Origin of the sequence: Palleniella muris (assembly GCF_004792655.1) — a bacterium.
GTDB classification, from domain to species: Bacteria; Bacteroidota; Bacteroidia; order Bacteroidales; family Bacteroidaceae; genus Prevotella; species Prevotella muris_A.
Genome location: NZ_SRZC01000001.1, coordinates 261,608 through 279,969, shown reverse-complemented (window position 1 = coordinate 279,969; position 18,362 = coordinate 261,608). Strand labels below are relative to the sequence as shown.

Sequence of the window (18,362 nt, the reverse complement as noted above, 5' to 3'; positions counted from 1 at the left end):
CGGTTGTAGGATACGGCGGAAGGGAAATCCTTGGCAAGATGCCCCTTGATGAAGAGCATGTAGTAGTGCTTGAAATTGGCGAATGTTCCGAAATGGCAGCATACAAGGATTGTCATTATCTCGCTCTCAGACATCATGCATTCACGCTTCCTGCGCTTGCGCCCGTCCATGTCAGAAAGGCGCAAATACATGTTTTTTTCAAGTTCTGCGTGCAATTTCTTGGAAAACTCGTCGATAATACAGAAAATTTCCGTAACTTTGCAAGTGGTAATCATCGCTTGTATTTTTAGTATGTTATTGATTTTCACTTACAAATATACAAAATATTTGCGAGATTACCAACTTTTTCGGAGACTTTCTTATCCCGAACTCGCGTAAAACTATGTGACAAACTGTTGTGTTAGGTTCTTACATGGCATAAACAAAAAAGCACTTACGGAATTCCGTAAGTGCTTTTTCGTCGTGTGGACCAGCCTGGGCTTGAACCAGGGACCTCCAGATTATGAGAACGATAAGATGATATTCTGTGATAGTCCTTTTTATTAATCTTTGTTGAATATCAGTTAGTTGCAAAATTCGCTATCCTCTATGAAATTCACTAAATCCCCCTAACTGAAATAGTTTGTTTACGCATTGTTTACGCAAAAACAAGCAGGAGCGAAGACTGTACTAAGCCCATTTAACAAATACAAGTACCATCTATTGACATAAGGCATGATGTTGTCGCAATTATTTTTGAGGTTTGCGACAAGAATGTATTAGCACTATAGACATAGATAGTAAGGACACTCTGACACTTTTAATATCAACTCTAACACCAACTTAGACACTAACTCCGACACTACGTGTATTGATAACATATAAATAGAACTTCTATAGCAACTGTGTTTATTATAATGATTCAAATCAGTATTTCTGGTTATTTTTATCATAAACTAATCCATTTCTTTTGTCGAGTGAAATGAAATCACTATTTTTGTGAGCAAATAACAAATTTTGTCAAAATGGAAACAGATATAAATCGTCTGAAAGTTGTTTTAGCGGAGAAGAAGAGAACAAATAAGTGGTTGTGTGAGCAATTAAATGTCAACCCATCCACCGTTTCAAAATGGTGTACAAATAGTTCTCAGCCAGATATTGAAACCCTAATTAAAATATCACACCTATTAGATGTCGAATTGACCGATTTAGTGAATAAAGACTTTAAAACTTTTTAACCTATAAATCAAATGTCTGATTTATGATAAAAATCCGAAATGAGGAATAAACGTATTGAATATATAATAGATGAAATTCTTGACCAGTATGCGTATGCTGATGAATCAACCCGACCATGGATTATAGGATTCAGTGGAGGAAAAGATTCAACAGTATTATTAATGCTTGTATGGATTGCGCTCGAAAAATTAAAAGAACTACCGGGGCCATTTCAACTTCGTAGACCAATATATGTAGTATGTAATGATACAATGGTTGAAAATCCTATAATTGCATCGTATGTTGATCAAGTTCTTGAACAGATAGAAAAAAAAGCGAGAGAAGAAGATTTGCCTATTTTTGTCCGGAAGACTACGCCTCGATTGGAAGATTCATTTTGGGTGAATGTTATCGGGAAAGGTTATCCTGTCCCGAACACAGCATTTAGATGGTGTACAGAGAAAATGAAAATTAAACCTACTGCTCGTTTTATAATTGAACAAGTTGACGAGTGTGGGGAAGCTATAATTTTAATAGGAACAAGAAAGGCTGAAAGTGCAACTCGCGCTCGTTCCATCAAGAAACATGAAATTCATGGCAAGCGACTTACCAATCATACTCTGTTGACAAATACATATGTCTATGCACCAATCAAAGAATTGATGTTAGAAGAAGTCTGGTACATAATAAATACCATTCCATCTCCTTGGGGATTTGATAACAAAATCCTGTTTAACATTTATGTTGATGCGAGTGCGGACGATTACGAATGTCCAACCGTTGTAACAGACAAAAGTCATGGCTCTTGTGGTCAAAGTCGTTTCGGTTGTTGGACTTGTACTGTTGTAAAGGATGATAAGTCCATGCGTTCGCTTATAAAAAATGGGCGAGAATGGATGCAACCGCTTTATGATTTTAGGTTAAAACTGGATCAAGAACGGAATATCATTGAGAATCGGTTCCCGTTGCGACGGGATGGAAGAAGAGCCGTGAACGATATGGGATCCTACACTTTCACATATAGAGCGAAAATGTTGGAAGGGCTGTTAAATGTTCAACATGAATTGCAACAATATAATCCTGAAATAAAACTCATTACAGATCAAGAATTGATTGCAATTCAAGTGAATTGGTATCGAGATTTTAACTTTGCACATCAAGTATCAGAAATATATAACAAAATCTATAATTCCTCATTAAATATGGAAGAGGGCAAGATAAAAAACAAATTGGAAGCAGATTTGATGAAAGAAATTTGCCAAGAGAACCTTGAAGAAGGTGAATTGATAGAGCAACTTCTTATGCTTCAGAAAAGCAAGTCACTCATGCAGCGACGCCGTGGCTTGAAAACAGAAATTGAGTCTCGTTTAGAGGAATTTGTAAATAAAAAGAAATCATGACGATACGCGAAATAGAACTTAATAATTTCCGAATTTATAAAGGGAAGAATAAGATTGAACTTTTTCCCGATGGGAATAGGAATCTGATTATCGTCAGTGGTAATAATGGTTTCGGCAAAACAACTTTTCTCATGTCATTAGTTTGGTGCCTATATGGTAAGAACATGGGGAAGGTTGATGAACTATATCGTAAAGAAATTGACGAAAAAGGAGGTTATAGTAAATACATTGGTAATAGTCTCAACTTTGCTGCACAGAAAGAAGGCGAAACTCGGTTCTCTGTGTCCGTTACATTTACGGACGTAGAAATTCCTGATACGCCTTGCACCGAGATAACAATTGTTCGTTCCTATGATAGTGCAACAAATTATGATGACGAGTTAGAAATTCTGATTGATGGCCGGAAGAACGATTTGTTCACGGGATCAAAAGAGGAAATTGCAAAAGAAGAGGAAATATTTATTCGGGATTACATACTTCCAATAGAGATTGCAAAATTCTTTTTCTTTGATGCAGAAAAGATAGTTTCATTTGCTCAAATAAATACTCCAGAACAACGAAAAGATTTAAGTCTTGCATATTCTCAAGTTCTTGGCATACAGAAATACGAAGATCTCAAAAATGAGTTGGTTAGAATTCAGGATGATTATAGGAAATCATCTGCTAAACCTCAAGAGAAGCGCGAGTTTAATGGGCTAATCGCAGATATTGATTTTAAAGAAGGAGAAATTGGCAGATTGATCGAAGAAATATCTAATTTGGAAGAAGACAGAGTGTTTAAACGTCATAATTCTGCCGAACTTCAATCAAAATTGATTCGTGAAGGCGATATGATGTCAGCCGATGAATTGCAAAAATTGAATAATCGAAAGGAGGAACTTGGCATAGTGTTAAGGGAAGCAGATGACAGTCTTAAAGATTTATACAGTCTTATTCCATTTGGCTTGGCTGGAGGTATTATGGCTGAACTTTCAACCCAATTAGAAACAGAAAAAGCGTATAAGCAGAACAAGCTTCAGTTGGAAGGAGTTAATGATAAAACTGATGTCATACTTGGCGATATTGAAGAAGCAAAGAAGGAACTTCATTTCTCAATAGATATAAAGACTAGAGACTTCTACGAGCTTCAAATCAGACAACTCATCAAAAAGCATTTTTACAATGTTTCTGATGAAAGTAAGTTTGAGCACTTCAGTACGTTGCATGACTTTAGCCAAGGACAGATTGATGAATTTACGCATATTATTGCGAAAATCAAAGATAGTAAGTCCTCTTTTGAAAATCTAATTAACAAATACACCAAGGCTAAATCAGAATTATACACAATCGAAAAGAACATTCGAGAGGCTGAGAAAAAGGCAGAGAGCGATTATGTTCAAGATTTGAGAACCCGAAAAGAGAATATCGACCGTCAGATAGATTCTATAGGTATTGAGATCGGGAAAAGACAAAGTGAAATAGAATCACTTCAAGAACAAGTGATTGCTCACAAAAAGCAAAAGGAGATTCTCTCTAAAAAAATAAATGTGTCTGATCAGAACCGCGCAGTTGACAATGAGGCTACGCGTCTGATTAATACGATACAAAAATTCCTTATTCGCTTCAAAGATGAAAAGAAAAAGGCTCTTGCGAAGAAATTAGAGACAAAACTTCAATCATATTTGCACAAGACCAATCTTGTTAAAAAGGTAATTGTTGACATCAATGGCAATGGCGATGATGTTGACATCTGCCTATTTGGATATGATGACAAGAAAATTGACAATAGCATTCTTTCCATGGGTGAACGCCAGATGTTTGCGTCTGCGCTGTTAAGTGCTTTGGTTGATGAAACAGAAATTGATTTTCCTGTTTTCATAGATAGTCCTATGCAGAAATTTGACCCACAACATACAAAGAATGTACTCACGAAGTTCTATCCAAATGTTTCAAAACAAGTGATTCTCTTTCCCCTTCTTAAAAAAGAATTGACGGAAGAAGAATATCAATATATTCAACCGATTGTGAATAAATCCTATTTAATAAATAATGAGAAGAATGGTTCACACTTTGTTGAAGTGAAACCAGAAAATCTTTTCGAAGAATACAACAATAGCGGATATGCAAATTAACATCAAAACATCTGGCGAAAATCAAGCCATTGTAACCCAATTAACAAAAAAACTTACTGGGGGTACAAAAGAAAATGTGATAGCTCGTATTGCATTAGGCTATTCTTTGTCTACGGGAAAACGCTTTACCCAACAGGAATTTTCTACCTACGATTCACAAGGAAAAGAATACAAAGACCATATTCTGTTTGATGGACAGTATAGAGATTTCTATATTGCCTTAATTTGTCAGGCATATGGAATAACTAAAAATGATGAGCTTATTCCCAAATATATAAAGTTGCATATTGACCATGGATTAGAAAAGATAAATTATCTGTTTGAAAACAATCCACAATATACTTTCTTCGATTTCTTAACTGAATACTTCAGAAAAGGAATTGATTTGATTGAGGATACTCCTGAAAGATTTGATTGTGTTGAAAATCGAAATCAACATATCACAAAAACTACCTTTTCAGGACCAATCCAAATAAAAGTGGGCTATAATATTTCGACAGGTGAGAATATATATTGCTGTTTCAACGATTCCACTCGTTACAATAATCAGCATATTGCTGTTGCCGGAAAGTCAGGTTCCGGTAAGACTCAATTCGCACTTGAGTTTCTTCGTCAACTATATAAGCAGACGCAAGGGCAAGTCAACTTCTTGTTCCTTGATTTTAAGGGATTGAGTGAGGATGACAAAAACAAAATGAGTGACTTTTTTACAGAAACTCATACAGAATGTATAAATGCGCCTCATACACCATTCCCTTTGAATCCCGTTTCATTCATTGACAATGTTAACGAAAAGAACAAACTGGTAGGTATAAATAAGTTTGTTGACATTATTGCTAAATACTCCAATATCGGCAAGAGGCAGCAACAAACACTAAAAGATGCTACCAAAGAAGCGTTTATTCAACATAAAGACGGTAAGCATCCTTCATTGAAGGAAATCTATGATTTGGTAATTGAATCGGTTGGCGATAACCGTGACACTCTTACTGAAATTATGGAACGTCTTAGTGAATATGAACTCTTTGCGTCAAGAGTTAATGATCCAAGTATCTTCCTAAATAACAATTATTATTTTTCTCTATCAGGTGAGCTGGATAGTACGGTTCGATTCACGTCAATCTTCCTCATCATTAACTACATCTTTAATGTGTTCACAAATATGGGTGGCACAGAAGTCATTGATGGTAACCGAAGCATGCGTTATGTGTTAATGATTGATGAAGCTCACGATTTATTCCGAGAAAAAAAGTCTTTGGAGATTTTGGAAGTTTTACTTAGAAAAATCCGGTCATATGGAGTCTCTATAGTTCTTCTCTCTCAAGGCATATCGGAGTATAACCAAGGCAATTTCGATTTCTCGCAAGAATGTGAAACAGCATTCCTTTTACCGATAAACGACCTTAATAATACAAAAGCAATAAACAAATTCTTAGGTCTGAGTGAAAAGGATGGATCTCGAACTCTGCGAAATCTTGAAAAATTAGATAACGGACAATGTGTATCTAATATTAAAGAATTGCAAAAAGGCGACTTGTTTGAAGTTGTTCAGTATTGGAAAGAAAAATAATATAAGAAAAAATTATGGACTGGATAAAATCACATAGGCGCAAATTGATGTTCTTCATATTATTTTTCTTAATATGTGGATCTAGCAGTATATGGATGTCTATTCTGTTTCTGGATATAGGATGTAAAGACGTGGCAATTGGATTAATTACAATTGCTATTGCTTCTGTATGTGCTTCTGCAGAAAGAATCTTAGAAATGATAGACAACAAGTCAGAAACTAGAGATGACAACGATGACTTTTACGGTATTGCATGGTTAGTTGTACCATTATTGGCATCAATTATAGTAGTTGGTATTCTTAAACGATCTGAGATTGCTGCTCTAATTATATCTATACTTGTTTATTTCTTATATTGCTGGTTGTGGTGGTATCAGAATAGAAATAGAAATATTTTCAAAAATCCGACAAGTCCACTTGGAGGAGATATATAGAATTATATTATCGTATGAAAAAAATATATGGAATAAGAGTTAGCCAACCTCTTGGAGACTTCTTTATTGCAAAAATCAAAGCAAAAGATTTACTTGAGATTTCAACATCTTCTGTTGCTCGTTATAATAAAGAGGGGAAATTGGTCGGAAATCAAAGACCTCTTAAATTGCCGAGATTAAAGGCAATCGCGAATTTTATAAAATCTGCCGAGATGTGCTTTCCTACTTCTATTTTAGTTGCCGCAAACGTTGACAATGAAGGAAATATTATAGAAGAGCAGTCTAAAAGATGGAGTATACATCCAACTTCTATTTCTGATTGCTTTGAAATAAAAATTCCGTCAGAAGTTTCATCACTAATAATTGACGGTCAACATAGGCTTAATGCGTTTTCTTATACAGAAGAACAATTTAAGGATATAGAATTAGTCTGCTCCATATTTTTGGATTTACCCAATCCTTATCAAGCATATCTTTTCGCTACAATAAACGGTAATCAAAAAAGAGTTGATAAAAGCTTGGCTTTAGAACTTTTTGGATATGATGTTGAAGACAAACCTTCAAATACCTGGTCGCCAGAAAAATTAGCTGTTTATCTTACTCGAAAATTTAATTTTAGAAAAGATTCTCCGCTTTATCAAAAGATAAAGTTAGCCCCGCTTTTCTCGTCAATAGAAGAAATTACGGATAGAACAAAATGGCTATTGTCAACGGCAGCTATGGTAGAAGGCACCATGCACCTCATATCTTCTAATCCTCAGAAAGATAGAGATTTCCTTGCCATGAAACGTTCTTTGTGGTCTGGAACTGCTACTCGTTCTGATTTGGGAAAAATGGAAAGTAATGGCAAACGAGATACTTCTGTATTAAGGAACTTGTATATAGAAAACAAAGACGAAGAAATATATGAAATTATATTTAGGTATTTTGATGCAGTGAATGAAATTCTATGGAAAAATGCGTCAGCAGATAGTGTCATTACTAAGACAATAGGCATATCTGTGTTGTTTGATATATTGAAAGCTATCATTGAGAATGAAGGCATTCAAGATTCATTTGAAAAATATATTTCATTAATTTCAGACGTTGATTATACTAGTGATTATTTTTCTTTGTCAGGAGGAGGGAAAGTGAAACTTAGACGTATCCTAAAATATAAATTAGGTTTTTTGACAGACGCAGATTTAATAGAGTCTGACATTAAATTTCTACAGGAACCATAAAGTATCCGAGTTAAAGCTGAAACATATAATAAGCAAAAATTATTATCAAAGAATATGACAGAGCAAGAACTACTACAAATGCGTGACTTGGCAGAGGATGGAAAGTTACAGTTTAAGGAGCGTGCGAATGATCGATATGACATAAGTTGCGAGATAGTGGCGTTTTGCAATTCTCGTGGTGGACAACTTGTCATAGGCATAAATGATAAGACGGGGGTAATCAATGCTCTGTCATATCAAGAATTGCAGGAAGTGACAAATCTACTGACAAATATTGCATCAGAAAATGTTATTCCCAATATACTAATAGAAGTGGAGAATGTTCCAGTGAAAGGTGGTGGAGTTGTTATCGCCACAATTCCAGAAGGTAAGAACAAGCCATATCATGACAACAAGGGGATTATATGGGTGAAGAATGGTGCAGACAAACGTAAGGTGTTCGACAATTCAGAGCTTGCGGAGATGATGAGTGAATGCGGTAGTTTTGCCCCTGACGAGGCTGCTGTACCTAATGCTACTATTGATGATTTGGATGCAGATACTATCAAACTTTATCTAATGAGCCGTTTTGCACCGGTATTTAAAGGGAAAAACATCGACGAGTTGAATATGAAAGATTATTCGCTTGATGCAATGGCCGAAACCATTATAAAAGGAACAACCATCGAAAAATTGCTCAGAAATCTACATTTCATCCGTCCGGATGGCAAAATTAATGTTGCGGCAATGCTGCTATTCGGCAAATATACGCAACGTTGGCTACCTGTCATGACAGCAAAATGTATCAGCTATATCGGTAACTCTGTTGGTGGTACACAATTCCGAGATAAAATGCATGATATGGAAATTGAGGGTAACTTGCTCCATCAATTCCGTACCATTATGAATTTCTTTACTCGCAATCTGCGTAAGGTTCAGGTTGAAAAGGAATTCAATTCTATAGGTGAACTGGAGATACCTTACGAAAGTCTTACCGAGTATGTCGTTAATGCACTTGTACACCGCTCGCTGAATATTAAGTCTCCGATTCGTATTTTCATATTTGACAATCGTGTAGAAATTCACAGTCCGGGAACCTTGCCAAATGGATTAACTATTGAGGATGTTAAGAATGGTACATCAATGCCTCGAAATATGTTTTTGTTCACGAATGCAAATTACTTGTTGCCCTATACCGGAGCAGGAAGTGGGGTGCGCCGTGCGCTTGAATACAATCCAAATGCCGCTTTTTCAAATGGGGTAGAAGACAAAGAAATCACTCATGCCGCCAACGAGTTTGTTATTACCATACCTCGCGAAAGTAACCAAGTTCAAGCAGAAAGTAATCAAGTTATGATTGCTAATGAGCGTAAAAGTAACCAAGCTAATAAAAAAAACAACCAAGTTCAAGCAGAAAGTAACCAAGTTATGACTGCTAATGAGCATAAAAGTAACCAAGCTGACAAGAAAAGTAACCAACCTCGCGTAAACTTGGTTACTCGTAAACTGACAAAGAAAGAAGAGGATATTAGGAACTTTTGTTCCGTACCGAGGACTGCGCAGGAGATTATGGATAGGTTGAAAATTTCCAATCAATCTAAAAATCGGCAAAAGTATATTACTTCCTTAATAGAGCTCGGTGTTCTTGAACGTACTATTCCCGAAAAACCCAACGACCCAAATCAGAAATATCGTCGCAAAAAATAACTACATAACAAGAATTTAACTTGCCGGTAATTTGCTGGCAAGTTAAAAACAGCGCAAACCTTGACTATTATATGTGATACTTCAAGTGGCGCAATATACAATTAATCCCACCCCCACTGTATAGACGAGCAAGAATATCACCAAGACTTTCATCCAAAAATCTGAGTACCAAACACCCTCATTACATCTGAGGATTTTGCGCATATTGGATTCATGCTCGGTAATAAGTTTCGATTGTTCGGCGCGGTGATTAGCCAATACCGAACCCCAACTTTCTATAGAATAGTTTATAAGTTGCCTAAGCTTTGCAAGTTGTTCTGGAGTGATAGTTGTTTTGAATTTAGTGTCTCGTTCTGCTTTCACAATGGCATTGCAGATGCCGTTGACAATATTCTCACAACTACCAGCTGCTGCTTTGAGCGCACCTTCAATGTGACATTCGGCAGCGATGGCTTTCTCCAAATCCTCATTGAACTTTATCAACGTTTTTTTTGCTTCTCTTATTTCTATGAGAAGTTTATCAATTTCTTGTTTTTCTGACTCAATTTGCTGGTTGATTTCAACTTTCTCCAGCATATCATTGACATTTATAGGTGAAGTGCCCCTTGATTTTCCTATACCCATTTTCTTATATTTATAGAAGGTAAATTATCTGTGAAGTCCTTTTCTGCGTTTGCACATAGTATTTGCCATTCTTGCACAGCGGCGTGCCCATTCAAGTTCATCCTCGTCCTTGTCTCTTCCCCAGTCACCTGTGTCAGAGCCGCCACCACCACTTGAAACCGCCATGCTTGTGGCAGCATCCAAATACCCGGCAAAGAGTAAAAGAGCCGTGTGTTGTATCTCTTCAATCTTAGCCAACGGATGAGCTTCCACCAAAGAACATTCCTGCCTGATGATATTGTCAGCAACCTCGGGTATCTCCACATGGTAGCTGTGATATTCGTCTGTTGCTATATCATAGTGCCTTATAGCAGGCTGTGGAGCCATCTTGGGTTGTACAACAGAATCAACGTTGGCTGTCCGTGTTTGTTGGAGAATAGAATTTGTTGGCTCGGATTTCCTTTCCTGCTGATGCAGTTTTGCCCAAGTAGCCTCTATCTTTGATGGAGTCAGATTTCTCCCGATACCCAACACGGATGATTTATAATTTGAGTTACCCCGTTTGACTGAATAACCATAAACTTTTCCCTTATCATTTTCTTGTATGTGTACTTTGTAACCTCGTTTTGTCAGTTCCATTTTGTATTGTCGCCAACTGAATTTGTCCATCGTACGAAGTATCTCCATACAACAGTTTGAGATTTCCTGCCTGTGCCGTATGCCGATTTCTTTGGACTGTACCCATCCTCGTTTTTCGTTGATGATATTCGCAGCCATGACTGCCCTCTCACCAATCTTATGGCTATCATTTATTTTTCCATTCATATCCACACGGTTGGCATCAATATGCAGGTGGAGAATGCCACTTTTGGAATCACGATGCAAGGCAACGATGTACTGCGAACCTTTGAGGTTTGTCTGCTTTGAGGATGCTCGTTTGGTCTTCTCGGAAAGGTCTATGGAATCAAACACATGGATGAACTCGTTTGCTAAATGTACCCAATCATCCATCATCCAGTTCCTGCTTTCTTCCTCGGCTGGGGAAATCTCAATTCTTATCACGTTCCTGCCAAGAGGCCTGCCCTTGTTGATTTTCTCGGCAAACATCTTCTGCACGAGCATTATCCGACCGTACATTGCTTCCGGTGAAATATCATCGGGCAACAAGTTGGCTTTGACTATATCCGCCCTGTCTTTATTGACGGAATATCTTATGGCATTTGCGCCATGCGGTATGGTACTGGCTTTTGCTATCATAACAAGTGGGGGCTTTTATTCGGTAAGGTAATTCTCTATCTGGTTCCAGCGGTTGATTAGTTGCGTGGCAGCTCTCATCCATTGTTCCACAAACCTAGTATCGCTGAAATACATTGCCCGTCTGTCTGCTTGAATGGACTTTACTGCTGCCGCAATACGGATAAGGTCGCCCCTTGCATCCGTCAGACTGCATAAGGCTTCTACCTCACGCTCAGACAGCCGTTGCCGGGGATGTTGCCCCAAAGCGGTACGCCGCACATAGTTGCTCATGGACAAACCGCAGGTTTTGGCAAGTTCTGCCGCCTTTGCATATTCCTGTTCCGTAGCTCTGGCTTCAAGCCGCAGGGTGCGTCTGATAACTTTCTTGTCGTTTTCATCATCAACTTCGTTGTCGGTATTATTTTTCTTCTTCATGTTTTGTTATGTTATGGGTGAGACATCAATCTAAAAAGGGATAGCACGGTGGGAGCTTGCGACTGGCGGAATACGCCTATGTAGTACGGATGAGCGTAGCGAATTTGTGCGACATAGGAACTTCTTGCAAGACCCCACACAAAAACATAGGCTCCACTGCCATATCCAATATGACTACGTTTGACTATCTGCTGAAATATCCTCATTAGATTCTTCCCCTGCCGTAGGCTGTGGAGGAGCCGAAACAGTAGGGAAAGAAGAGGGGAAAAGCGGTCCGCCCTCATTTGATATAACAGGCATTTTGCCTGCGAAGGAAAAATCTGAATCGGAAACACACTCCTCATTCATTGCTTCTGTTTGCCTGCAATCATCCTCTCCTTCTTCTTGCCGGTCTTTTATTCGGACATAAAAAGGGTTGTCTATTCGGTTGCCGTCCAACATCCATGCCGATACACATTTCAGCGTGTGAACGCTTGTTCGGTTGCTCTGTGTGGATGCGACAATTCCCAACTGGTTCATCTTGTCAAGTACGCGGGATATGGTCTTTTTGTCATAGCCTAACTTGCAGGAAAAATCCACTTCCGAAAGGATGGCTTGTCCCACTTGTAAGGTCGTGGAAAAACCTTTTATGGCATAGTCGGTTCCTTTCAACACAGCCGCTTCAATAAGTCGGTGCAATATCTTCATACGGTCAATGCCGTATTTGCTTCCTGCCAGATACGCAAGTTGCTCTGACGAAAGCACTATACAATAGTTCAAATCTGTTTTCATCGTCTGTATAATTTGAGATGGTTTATAAATGGTGCAGCCAAAAGAGAAAATCAGCGGTGCATACCGTAACCTCTCTCCGGCATATAATATTCCTTGTCGTATGCGATGTGGTCAAGTACGTTTTGTAGCCTGTCCAGTTGTTGGCCGTCCAATACATGGATGGCGGCAATGGTAATGTTCTGTGACGCAATACGCCGATGTTCACAATTCCGTTCTGATATACTTCCGTCTCCATCGGCATGGACACTTCGCAGGTAATTGTTCACCGCTTCGGTCTGCTCCTTACTTGGAAAGGTGGAAGGGTAACGGTCTTGAACATACGTAACCATGTGGCTGACCGCATTTGCCAGCAAAGGGTCACGTTCTTGTAGCTGTTTGATAAGTTCTTCTTTCCTCATATTGTTGGTTTATATTGTCCCGTGTCCCAAGCGTTTTTAATAACTTTCTATTTTGCTTACTTCCTGTTTTTATTCTTTTTTGAGGGCAAAAGGGACAAGGGGACATAAGAACATTAGTTCTTTCTTTTTCCCTTATTTTAAAATTAGAATGGCAATTCCTGTTCACTTGGTAGTGTCGCGCAGGACTCTTCACTTGGAGCGTCCACTCTCACCCATGGGTATTTCGTCCGTCCTGTCTTGTCGCAATAGGCAGGATGCAGCCCCTTAACCTTCTCCTGTTCACTCCGTTTCCAATTTGGAATCATGGACATCAGGCGATTGATGTATTGCGAAGTGTATTTGGACGAATTTCGTCTGACTAAATCATTGGGCAGTTCCTCTATAATCTGTCGGGCACAAACCATATTGAGTGAGGTCATTGTGGAATTTGGTTCTGAGTATGCTCCTTTCTGATAAGCCAGTCGTGTCGGAATCATCCAATTTGCATATTGAATGGGAATCTCACGCTCCAGATACATTTCTATGTCCTCCATAATTGGATCAACAAGAATGTTAGAATGTTGCATCTGCACTTCGTTGGCCTCATTCTCCATGTCCGGTGACAAATAGAGTTTCATTCCTTGTCGATAATAGGCGTATGCCTCTGCCCAAAGCTGAGGAACGGAACACTGTAGTTTATCCAGCCAATCCGACACATGACCGTTGCCTTTGACCGGGATAATCCACCATCGGCGGTTTCCATTGTCTCCTTGCAGAAAGTTCATTTCATTAGTAGTCGCTGCAAAGACATTGTGCCGCATGAACTCCACCACCTTATGCCCATAAGCCGGACGCATATAATCACTGCAACGGCTTAGAAAAGCCTTGGCTGCCTCTGCATCGTTCGCCCGTTTCAAACCATTCAACTCACTGATTTCAATAATCCAGCCATTGGTTATGGTTTCAACTTTCTCCTTGTCACCACTGGCAAAAGAGAATGAATCGTTGAACCATCTCCCACTGATGGCTTTGAAGAAGGTGCTTTTACCAATACCTTGGGGACCGGGCAAGGTCAGTACGTTGTCAAACTTACAACCTGGATTGAATACTCTGGTTACAGCCGCCACAAACCAAAGTTTTGTCTGTTCCCTGACAAGCGGATTGTCCTCGGCTCCAAGATAATCTATGATGGTTGTGGCTATGCGAGGTTGTCCGTCCCATGTCTTTTGTGTGATAAATTCCTGTACAGGATTGAAACTCCGTTCAGAAGAAGTGGTCTTCAGTATCTCAAATACCTTATTCTGCGTAAGACATATTCTGTATGTCCTTTCCAGATAGTCCTGTATCTTTCCTGCTGATTCTTCATCAATTTTGTTACCATTGACATTGCGGAACAAAGGGCAGAAACACACATCGTCCTGACAGAAGGTATCGTACCTTATCTGACTAAGATTCTCATCCAGTGTGAAAATAAGCCGGAGATTACTGATGGAACGAACCGGATTCCCGTAACTGTCTGTTGCCAGGTTATTTTTCCAATTCTCTTCCATACCGCTATTCTTTGATATGGATGTCACCAGATTCCTTTGCCAAAGCCAATGCAAGGTCTGCATCCACTACGATTTTTCGTCCTATCTGTGTGATAGCCTTATCTATGATACCGCTTTTCTTAATGCGGTTTGCCGTGGGTACACTGCATCCGAACACGCGGGCGATACCCTCTATGCCATAGTAGTTGCCTTTGGATGCCACTTGGGGAGTAACCGTTTCTGTGTTTTCCACGCTCTTGGTGATGAGAAAGCAAAGTTCTTCGCCCGTCATCATGACGATAGGCTTTTGGAGTAATTGGTTGAGATTGAGTTTTTCTTCCATATCTTTACTTGTTTGATGATTAAATACTTTAAGCCTCGGTTCAACTCTGTGAAACCGATTTCACAAGCAAAGGTAGTGTATGAAACTCTGTGTGTTGGTCGGTTTATTTATACCTTAATTTAACCGACCGTATTACAACAGTTGTTTGCAAAGTAAATACGGATAGCTGGATTTCCCAACTACCCGTTATTGGCAAAATAGTCCGTCCATCGGTCTATTATCCGTTTTGCTTTGGTGTAACTGCTTTCTCTTTGGGGTGAGTTCAAGGTAAGTTCCTTGATTTCCCCGTATCGCTTTTGCGGTATATCGTGCCCATAATGCCGTTGAAAGAACTGTTCTATGGCACGGTGGAATGTCATGTATCTTGTGGACGCTTTTATTTTGCCGGACTTTACCAATGATTTCAACAAGTAAGCAAGGCTTATATCTTCCGTATTCTCTTCAAGAAACAAGTGGATGCCCTGCTTGATACATTCCTTGTTTCCCATAAGGATATCATCCAATGATTGTATCACCTTTCTATTGCCTCGTCTGCCTTTTACTTTGCGTAAGGCGAACATCACTTCTTTCCAGATTTCCGGGTTACACCTCTCAACGGTGTTTTCCCAATCCGCTTTGGTTTCTGCGCCCATCTCTATACTTCTATTGACAAGCAGGGTAACGCATGACTTTACAAGAAGCATATCGCCATGGTCAACCTCTTCACAGTTCAACAGGCGGTTGAGTGACTTGGCCATACGTGAAAGACCGTGGTCAAATACCACGAAATAATACATGCAATAAGCCAAATCCTCTTTCTTTTCCATTACACGGTCATACAGGTTAGCCATGAATCCGCCAATGAATACCGCATGAGAGAGGAAAATGATTTGAAAGATATACATCAGGCACTGGTAAACCATTTTCCTTTCCAGCTTACTCAACAGATAACATCCTTTGCTGTTTCTCATGAGCTTATCTAATTGTTCAGACAAATAGGATTTCAACTCTTGTGACAGATGATTCCAGATTTCAATATGCGTTTCAGAATGCACCATCAGCAGCCCTGATTTCGGAGAAGTAAGCAGTTCTACCGTGCCTGTTTTCACATTGATGCCTATCCACAAACACTTGTTGGTGATACATCTGGCGATGGTCTCGGTATATTGGCCAGCCCATTGTTGATTGGCTATATTTTGTACGTCTTTACCATTTGCCAAATTAGAAAGCCAGTCATACATCATCAAGGCTTCGGGAGGTGTGCATTTCTGCATCATCAGATACATGTCCATCAGGACAGACACATCACCTTTCGACACAGCATCCATGCGCTTACAAAAATCGGCATACACTTCTTCATGGGCTGATTTCCATGCTCGCATAGTCATATCAGCCGTTTCCTTTTTGGGGGAGTAGGATTTTATCCTTTCTATGAAGTTTATCATCAGCATTACGGATTAAGGTTGTCTGAACAGTTTGAGCAATTCTTCTGTGGACATGCTTGCCAGCTTCGCCAACAAAGCATCTCTCTCAGAAGTGTTCTTCAAGTTTAGCAACTTTGAATTGTTTTGCATTTGTATATCGAGAGGATAATGTTCAATGTAGATTTGAGTGATGGCATGGTCTGAAGAAGCGTGTCCCATGCTCTCCGAAATATAATCCATATCCACTCCGGCATTATGTAAGTTGGTGGCAAATGAGTGTCGGCACCATGTCCCGGACGGGCAGATAGACTTGTCCCAATTCAATGCCTCATGACAAATCTTGATAACTCGGTCCTTCACGTTTGAGTTTTCTTGTACCGTGTATTTGCGGCGCAGTTCTTCTGTCTCCGCTCCCTTTAATATGTCGGGGAACACCAAGCCATCACGAGTCGGAGGCGCAGCAATCTCATCCAAGATATATTGTAAGGGAGGGATAAGAACTATCACCTCGGAACCATCGGGGCATCTTCGGGAAGTCTTTTTGCGATTGAAGCGGAACGCCTTACCTTCTGTCTGGTAATAATAACTGTTGTAAGTCAGCCGTCCGGCATCAGCCATGTTGAAACCATTACACAGGTATTGCGCAAGGAACAGCCCTAATGAATAATGGGCACGTTTCATATAATCTTCCGCCCAATGTTCGGGTTATTGCTTTGAAACGAAAAGGTTATAAAGCTCTGTCATCTGGTTTACGTTCAGGAAACTCTGCTTGCGCTTTGCGCTCTTGGGAATGCTTACCAAGCCTTTCTCTTTCTTGTTAGAAAAGGGATAAGGAATATCTTTGAGGTAGCCCTCATGCACACCCCTGTTCCATACAGCACGGCAACAACGCAAATAGATGCCAGCGGTAGTGTCGCTGATTTTCCCGACAATCACACCATTCTCGTCTTTTACCCCATTGTGCATTCCGCCCTTCCATTTCTGAAGTTCTGCCGCACTGATACAAAAGCCTTTTATGGCATTCTCTCCAAGAATCTTTCTGAATGATTTGAGAGAACACTCGTAACTTTCGGCTGTGGTAAAGCGTACTCCGCCATCTTCTGTTCGGAGGTCATAGATGACTTGCTCCCAAATGCCAACAAAAGATTGAGAGACAGTAGCGTTATCATCTATGGATGTTGCTTCTTCACCGTCTATTATACATCGACGTACCATTTCGTATGTGAGGATGCCTCCCTTGTTCAGATTCATCAAGATTTCCTTGTACTTGGGAATAAACGTGTCCTTCCATTCCTTTTGCAACTTGTAATTCTCGCTCCTACATTTTACAGCACTACAAATGTCCGAAAACTCTTTTGCAGTATAAGACCCACCAACGGGATAATAAAAAGCTCTACGTTCTAATGTAAAACGCACAGATAAAGGGTACTCACTTGATTTTCTCCTGTTGGTTCGAACATCAAGGGCAAGTGATACAGTACAACCACGCTCTTTGAAAAGAGACAATGACTTGGTTAATTTTTCCATTGCATTCATTGTTTATGTTCAACATAACCTCTGAATACAGCCGCTTTGCAATGTGAGGCGTACATATACAAAACGCTGCATATAACCACTGAGTCCCTATCCTTTGACAGATAAAAACATTGTCGTTATATGCAGCGGTGCAATCTCGTTGTCTTCTGTCGCTGACTGGTAACCGGGCTTCTGCTAATCGGTCTCAACCCCTGAAGCAACTCTCACGTATTGTTTGAAATAGAGTATTCTCCGACTAATACTCCCTCTACGCTTCGATTCATCGGAATGGGATGACCCTCCCACGAAAGTTAGACAAACCCACTTTTCCTTATTAGGGAAGAGCACCTCTTGGTCATGGCTCGCCATAAATGCATTGCATTTGCAAAGTTACAACATTATTCTGTAAATCAATATACAAATGGAGTATATTTGAGTTTATTTAATCGTAAAGTGTCGTCACACTAACAAAACTTCGAGTAAAGGTATTACAGGATAACATGGAGCATCATAGAAATTCTATGTGTTA

General features: G+C 39.5%; 15 protein-coding genes and 2 pseudogenes. 7 read left to right on the top strand and 10 right to left on the bottom strand.

Annotated elements, in window-relative coordinates; translation table 11 throughout:
• Nucleotides 1–275 (bottom strand): annotated as a pseudogene (locus tag E5358_RS01070) (IS982 family transposase); the annotation flags it as partial.
• Nucleotides 276–1,004: 729 nt separating this feature from the next.
• Here E5358_RS01070 and E5358_RS01065 point away from each other — a divergent pair.
• Genes E5358_RS01065 through E5358_RS01035 form a run of 7 tightly spaced genes read left to right on the top strand, consistent with a single transcriptional unit; the run spans nucleotide 1,005 to nucleotide 9,621 of the window.
• Nucleotides 1,005–1,217, top strand: coding sequence for a helix-turn-helix transcriptional regulator (locus E5358_RS01065; RefSeq protein ID WP_128824418.1), 213 nt, complete (start codon nucleotides 1,005–1,007; stop codon nucleotides 1,215–1,217).
• A gap of 39 nt (nucleotides 1,218–1,256) precedes the next feature.
• Complete coding sequence (dndC, locus tag E5358_RS01060) at nucleotides 1,257–2,597, top strand: DNA phosphorothioation system sulfurtransferase DndC (protein WP_004335930.1); 1,341 nt, start codon at nucleotides 1,257–1,259, stop codon at nucleotides 2,595–2,597.
• Nucleotides 2,594–4,708 (top strand): DNA sulfur modification protein DndD, encoded by a 2,115-nt coding sequence (dndD, locus tag E5358_RS01055; RefSeq protein ID WP_135938515.1) that lies wholly within the window; start codon nucleotides 2,594–2,596, stop codon nucleotides 4,706–4,708. Before dndC ends, dndD begins: the two co-directional genes overlap by 4 nt.
• Nucleotides 4,698–6,278, top strand: a complete 1,581-nt coding sequence (locus E5358_RS01050; protein ID WP_135938514.1) for a DndE family protein — start codon at nucleotides 4,698–4,700, stop codon at nucleotides 6,276–6,278. Before dndD ends, E5358_RS01050 begins: the two co-directional genes overlap by 11 nt.
• 14 nt (nucleotides 6,279–6,292) lie before the next feature.
• Nucleotides 6,293–6,712, top strand: a complete 420-nt coding sequence (locus E5358_RS01045) for a hypothetical protein (RefSeq protein ID WP_135938513.1) — start codon at nucleotides 6,293–6,295, stop codon at nucleotides 6,710–6,712.
• 14 nt (nucleotides 6,713–6,726) lie between these two features.
• Nucleotides 6,727–7,935: a DNA phosphorothioation-associated DGQHR protein 1 gene (locus E5358_RS01040; RefSeq protein ID WP_135938512.1), complete on the top strand. Its 1,209-nt coding sequence runs from the start codon at nucleotides 6,727–6,729 to the stop codon at nucleotides 7,933–7,935.
• A 54-nt stretch (nucleotides 7,936–7,989) separates the two neighbouring features.
• On the top strand, nucleotides 7,990–9,621 hold the full coding sequence (locus E5358_RS01035; protein ID WP_135938511.1) for an RNA-binding domain-containing protein: 1,632 nt from the start codon (nucleotides 7,990–7,992) through the stop codon (nucleotides 9,619–9,621).
• An 81-nt stretch (nucleotides 9,622–9,702) separates the two neighbouring features.
• Here E5358_RS01035 and E5358_RS01030 read toward each other — a convergent pair whose 3' ends face one another.
• The 9 genes and pseudogenes from E5358_RS01030 to E5358_RS00990 all read right to left on the bottom strand — a co-directional run bounded on the left by E5358_RS01030 (nucleotide 9,703) and on the right by E5358_RS00990 (nucleotide 17,845).
• Entirely contained in the window at nucleotides 9,703–10,245 is a 543-nt protein-coding gene (locus E5358_RS01030) for a hypothetical protein (protein ID WP_135938510.1), read from the bottom strand.
• 24 nt (nucleotides 10,246–10,269) lie between these two features.
• Nucleotides 10,270–11,481 carry a relaxase/mobilization nuclease domain-containing protein gene (locus tag E5358_RS01025; protein WP_135938509.1) on the bottom strand — a complete coding sequence of 404 codons (1,212 nt, stop codon included), beginning with the start codon at nucleotides 11,479–11,481 and terminating at the stop codon, nucleotides 10,270–10,272.
• A 15-nt stretch (nucleotides 11,482–11,496) separates the two neighbouring features.
• A complete protein-coding gene (locus tag E5358_RS01020) occupies nucleotides 11,497–11,895 on the bottom strand; it encodes a plasmid mobilization protein (RefSeq protein WP_135938508.1) in 399 nt (132 codons plus the stop codon).
• Nucleotides 11,896–12,069: 174 nt separating this feature from the next.
• Nucleotides 12,070–12,666 (bottom strand): hypothetical protein, encoded by a 597-nt coding sequence (locus E5358_RS01015; RefSeq protein WP_135938507.1) that lies wholly within the window; start codon nucleotides 12,664–12,666, stop codon nucleotides 12,070–12,072.
• A 50-nt stretch (nucleotides 12,667–12,716) separates the two neighbouring features.
• Entirely contained in the window at nucleotides 12,717–13,064 is a 348-nt protein-coding gene (locus E5358_RS01010; protein ID WP_135938506.1) for a hypothetical protein, read from the bottom strand.
• 143 nt (nucleotides 13,065–13,207) lie between these two features.
• Nucleotides 13,208–14,593: a virulence-associated E family protein gene (locus tag E5358_RS01005; protein WP_168354553.1), complete on the bottom strand. Its 1,386-nt coding sequence runs from the start codon at nucleotides 14,591–14,593 to the stop codon at nucleotides 13,208–13,210.
• 4 nt (nucleotides 14,594–14,597) lie between these two features.
• On the bottom strand, nucleotides 14,598–14,915 hold the full coding sequence (locus E5358_RS01000; RefSeq protein ID WP_054350184.1) for a DUF3853 family protein: 318 nt from the start codon (nucleotides 14,913–14,915) through the stop codon (nucleotides 14,598–14,600).
• A gap of 179 nt (nucleotides 14,916–15,094) precedes the next feature.
• Complete coding sequence (locus E5358_RS00995) at nucleotides 15,095–16,339, bottom strand: DUF6043 family protein (protein WP_135938529.1); 1,245 nt, start codon at nucleotides 16,337–16,339, stop codon at nucleotides 15,095–15,097.
• 12 nt (nucleotides 16,340–16,351) lie between these two features.
• Nucleotides 16,352–17,845: pseudogene (locus E5358_RS00990) on the bottom strand (tyrosine-type recombinase/integrase).
• Nucleotides 17,846–18,362 lie beyond the last annotated feature (517 nt).

Bases quoted from the DNA above. Each gene is read 5' to 3' on its own strand.
- E5358_RS01065 (WP_128824418.1), top strand. From the start codon at position 1,005: ATGGAAACAGATATAAATCGTCTGAAAGTTGTTTTAGCGGAGAAGAAG.
- dndC (WP_004335930.1), top strand. From the start codon at position 1,257: ATGAGGAATAAACGTATTGAATATATAATAGATGAAATTCTTGACCAG.
- dndD (WP_135938515.1), top strand. From the start codon at position 2,594: ATGACGATACGCGAAATAGAACTTAATAATTTCCGAATTTATAAAGGG.
- E5358_RS01050 (WP_135938514.1), top strand. From the start codon at position 4,698: ATGCAAATTAACATCAAAACATCTGGCGAAAATCAAGCCATTGTAACC.
- E5358_RS01045 (WP_135938513.1), top strand. From the start codon at position 6,293: ATGGACTGGATAAAATCACATAGGCGCAAATTGATGTTCTTCATATTA.
- E5358_RS01040 (WP_135938512.1), top strand. From the start codon at position 6,727: ATGAAAAAAATATATGGAATAAGAGTTAGCCAACCTCTTGGAGACTTC.
- E5358_RS01035 (WP_135938511.1), top strand. From the start codon at position 7,990: ATGACAGAGCAAGAACTACTACAAATGCGTGACTTGGCAGAGGATGGA.
- E5358_RS01030 (WP_135938510.1), bottom strand. From the start codon at position 10,245: ATGGGTATAGGAAAATCAAGGGGCACTTCACCTATAAATGTCAATGAT.
- E5358_RS01025 (WP_135938509.1), bottom strand. From the start codon at position 11,481: ATGATAGCAAAAGCCAGTACCATACCGCATGGCGCAAATGCCATAAGA.
- E5358_RS01020 (WP_135938508.1), bottom strand. From the start codon at position 11,895: ATGAAGAAGAAAAATAATACCGACAACGAAGTTGATGATGAAAACGAC.
- E5358_RS01015 (WP_135938507.1), bottom strand. From the start codon at position 12,666: ATGAAAACAGATTTGAACTATTGTATAGTGCTTTCGTCAGAGCAACTT.
- E5358_RS01010 (WP_135938506.1), bottom strand. From the start codon at position 13,064: ATGAGGAAAGAAGAACTTATCAAACAGCTACAAGAACGTGACCCTTTG.
- E5358_RS01005 (WP_168354553.1), bottom strand. From the start codon at position 14,593: ATGGAAGAGAATTGGAAAAATAACCTGGCAACAGACAGTTACGGGAAT.
- E5358_RS01000 (WP_054350184.1), bottom strand. From the start codon at position 14,915: ATGGAAGAAAAACTCAATCTCAACCAATTACTCCAAAAGCCTATCGTC.
- E5358_RS00995 (WP_135938529.1), bottom strand. From the start codon at position 16,339: ATGATAAACTTCATAGAAAGGATAAAATCCTACTCCCCCAAAAAGGAA.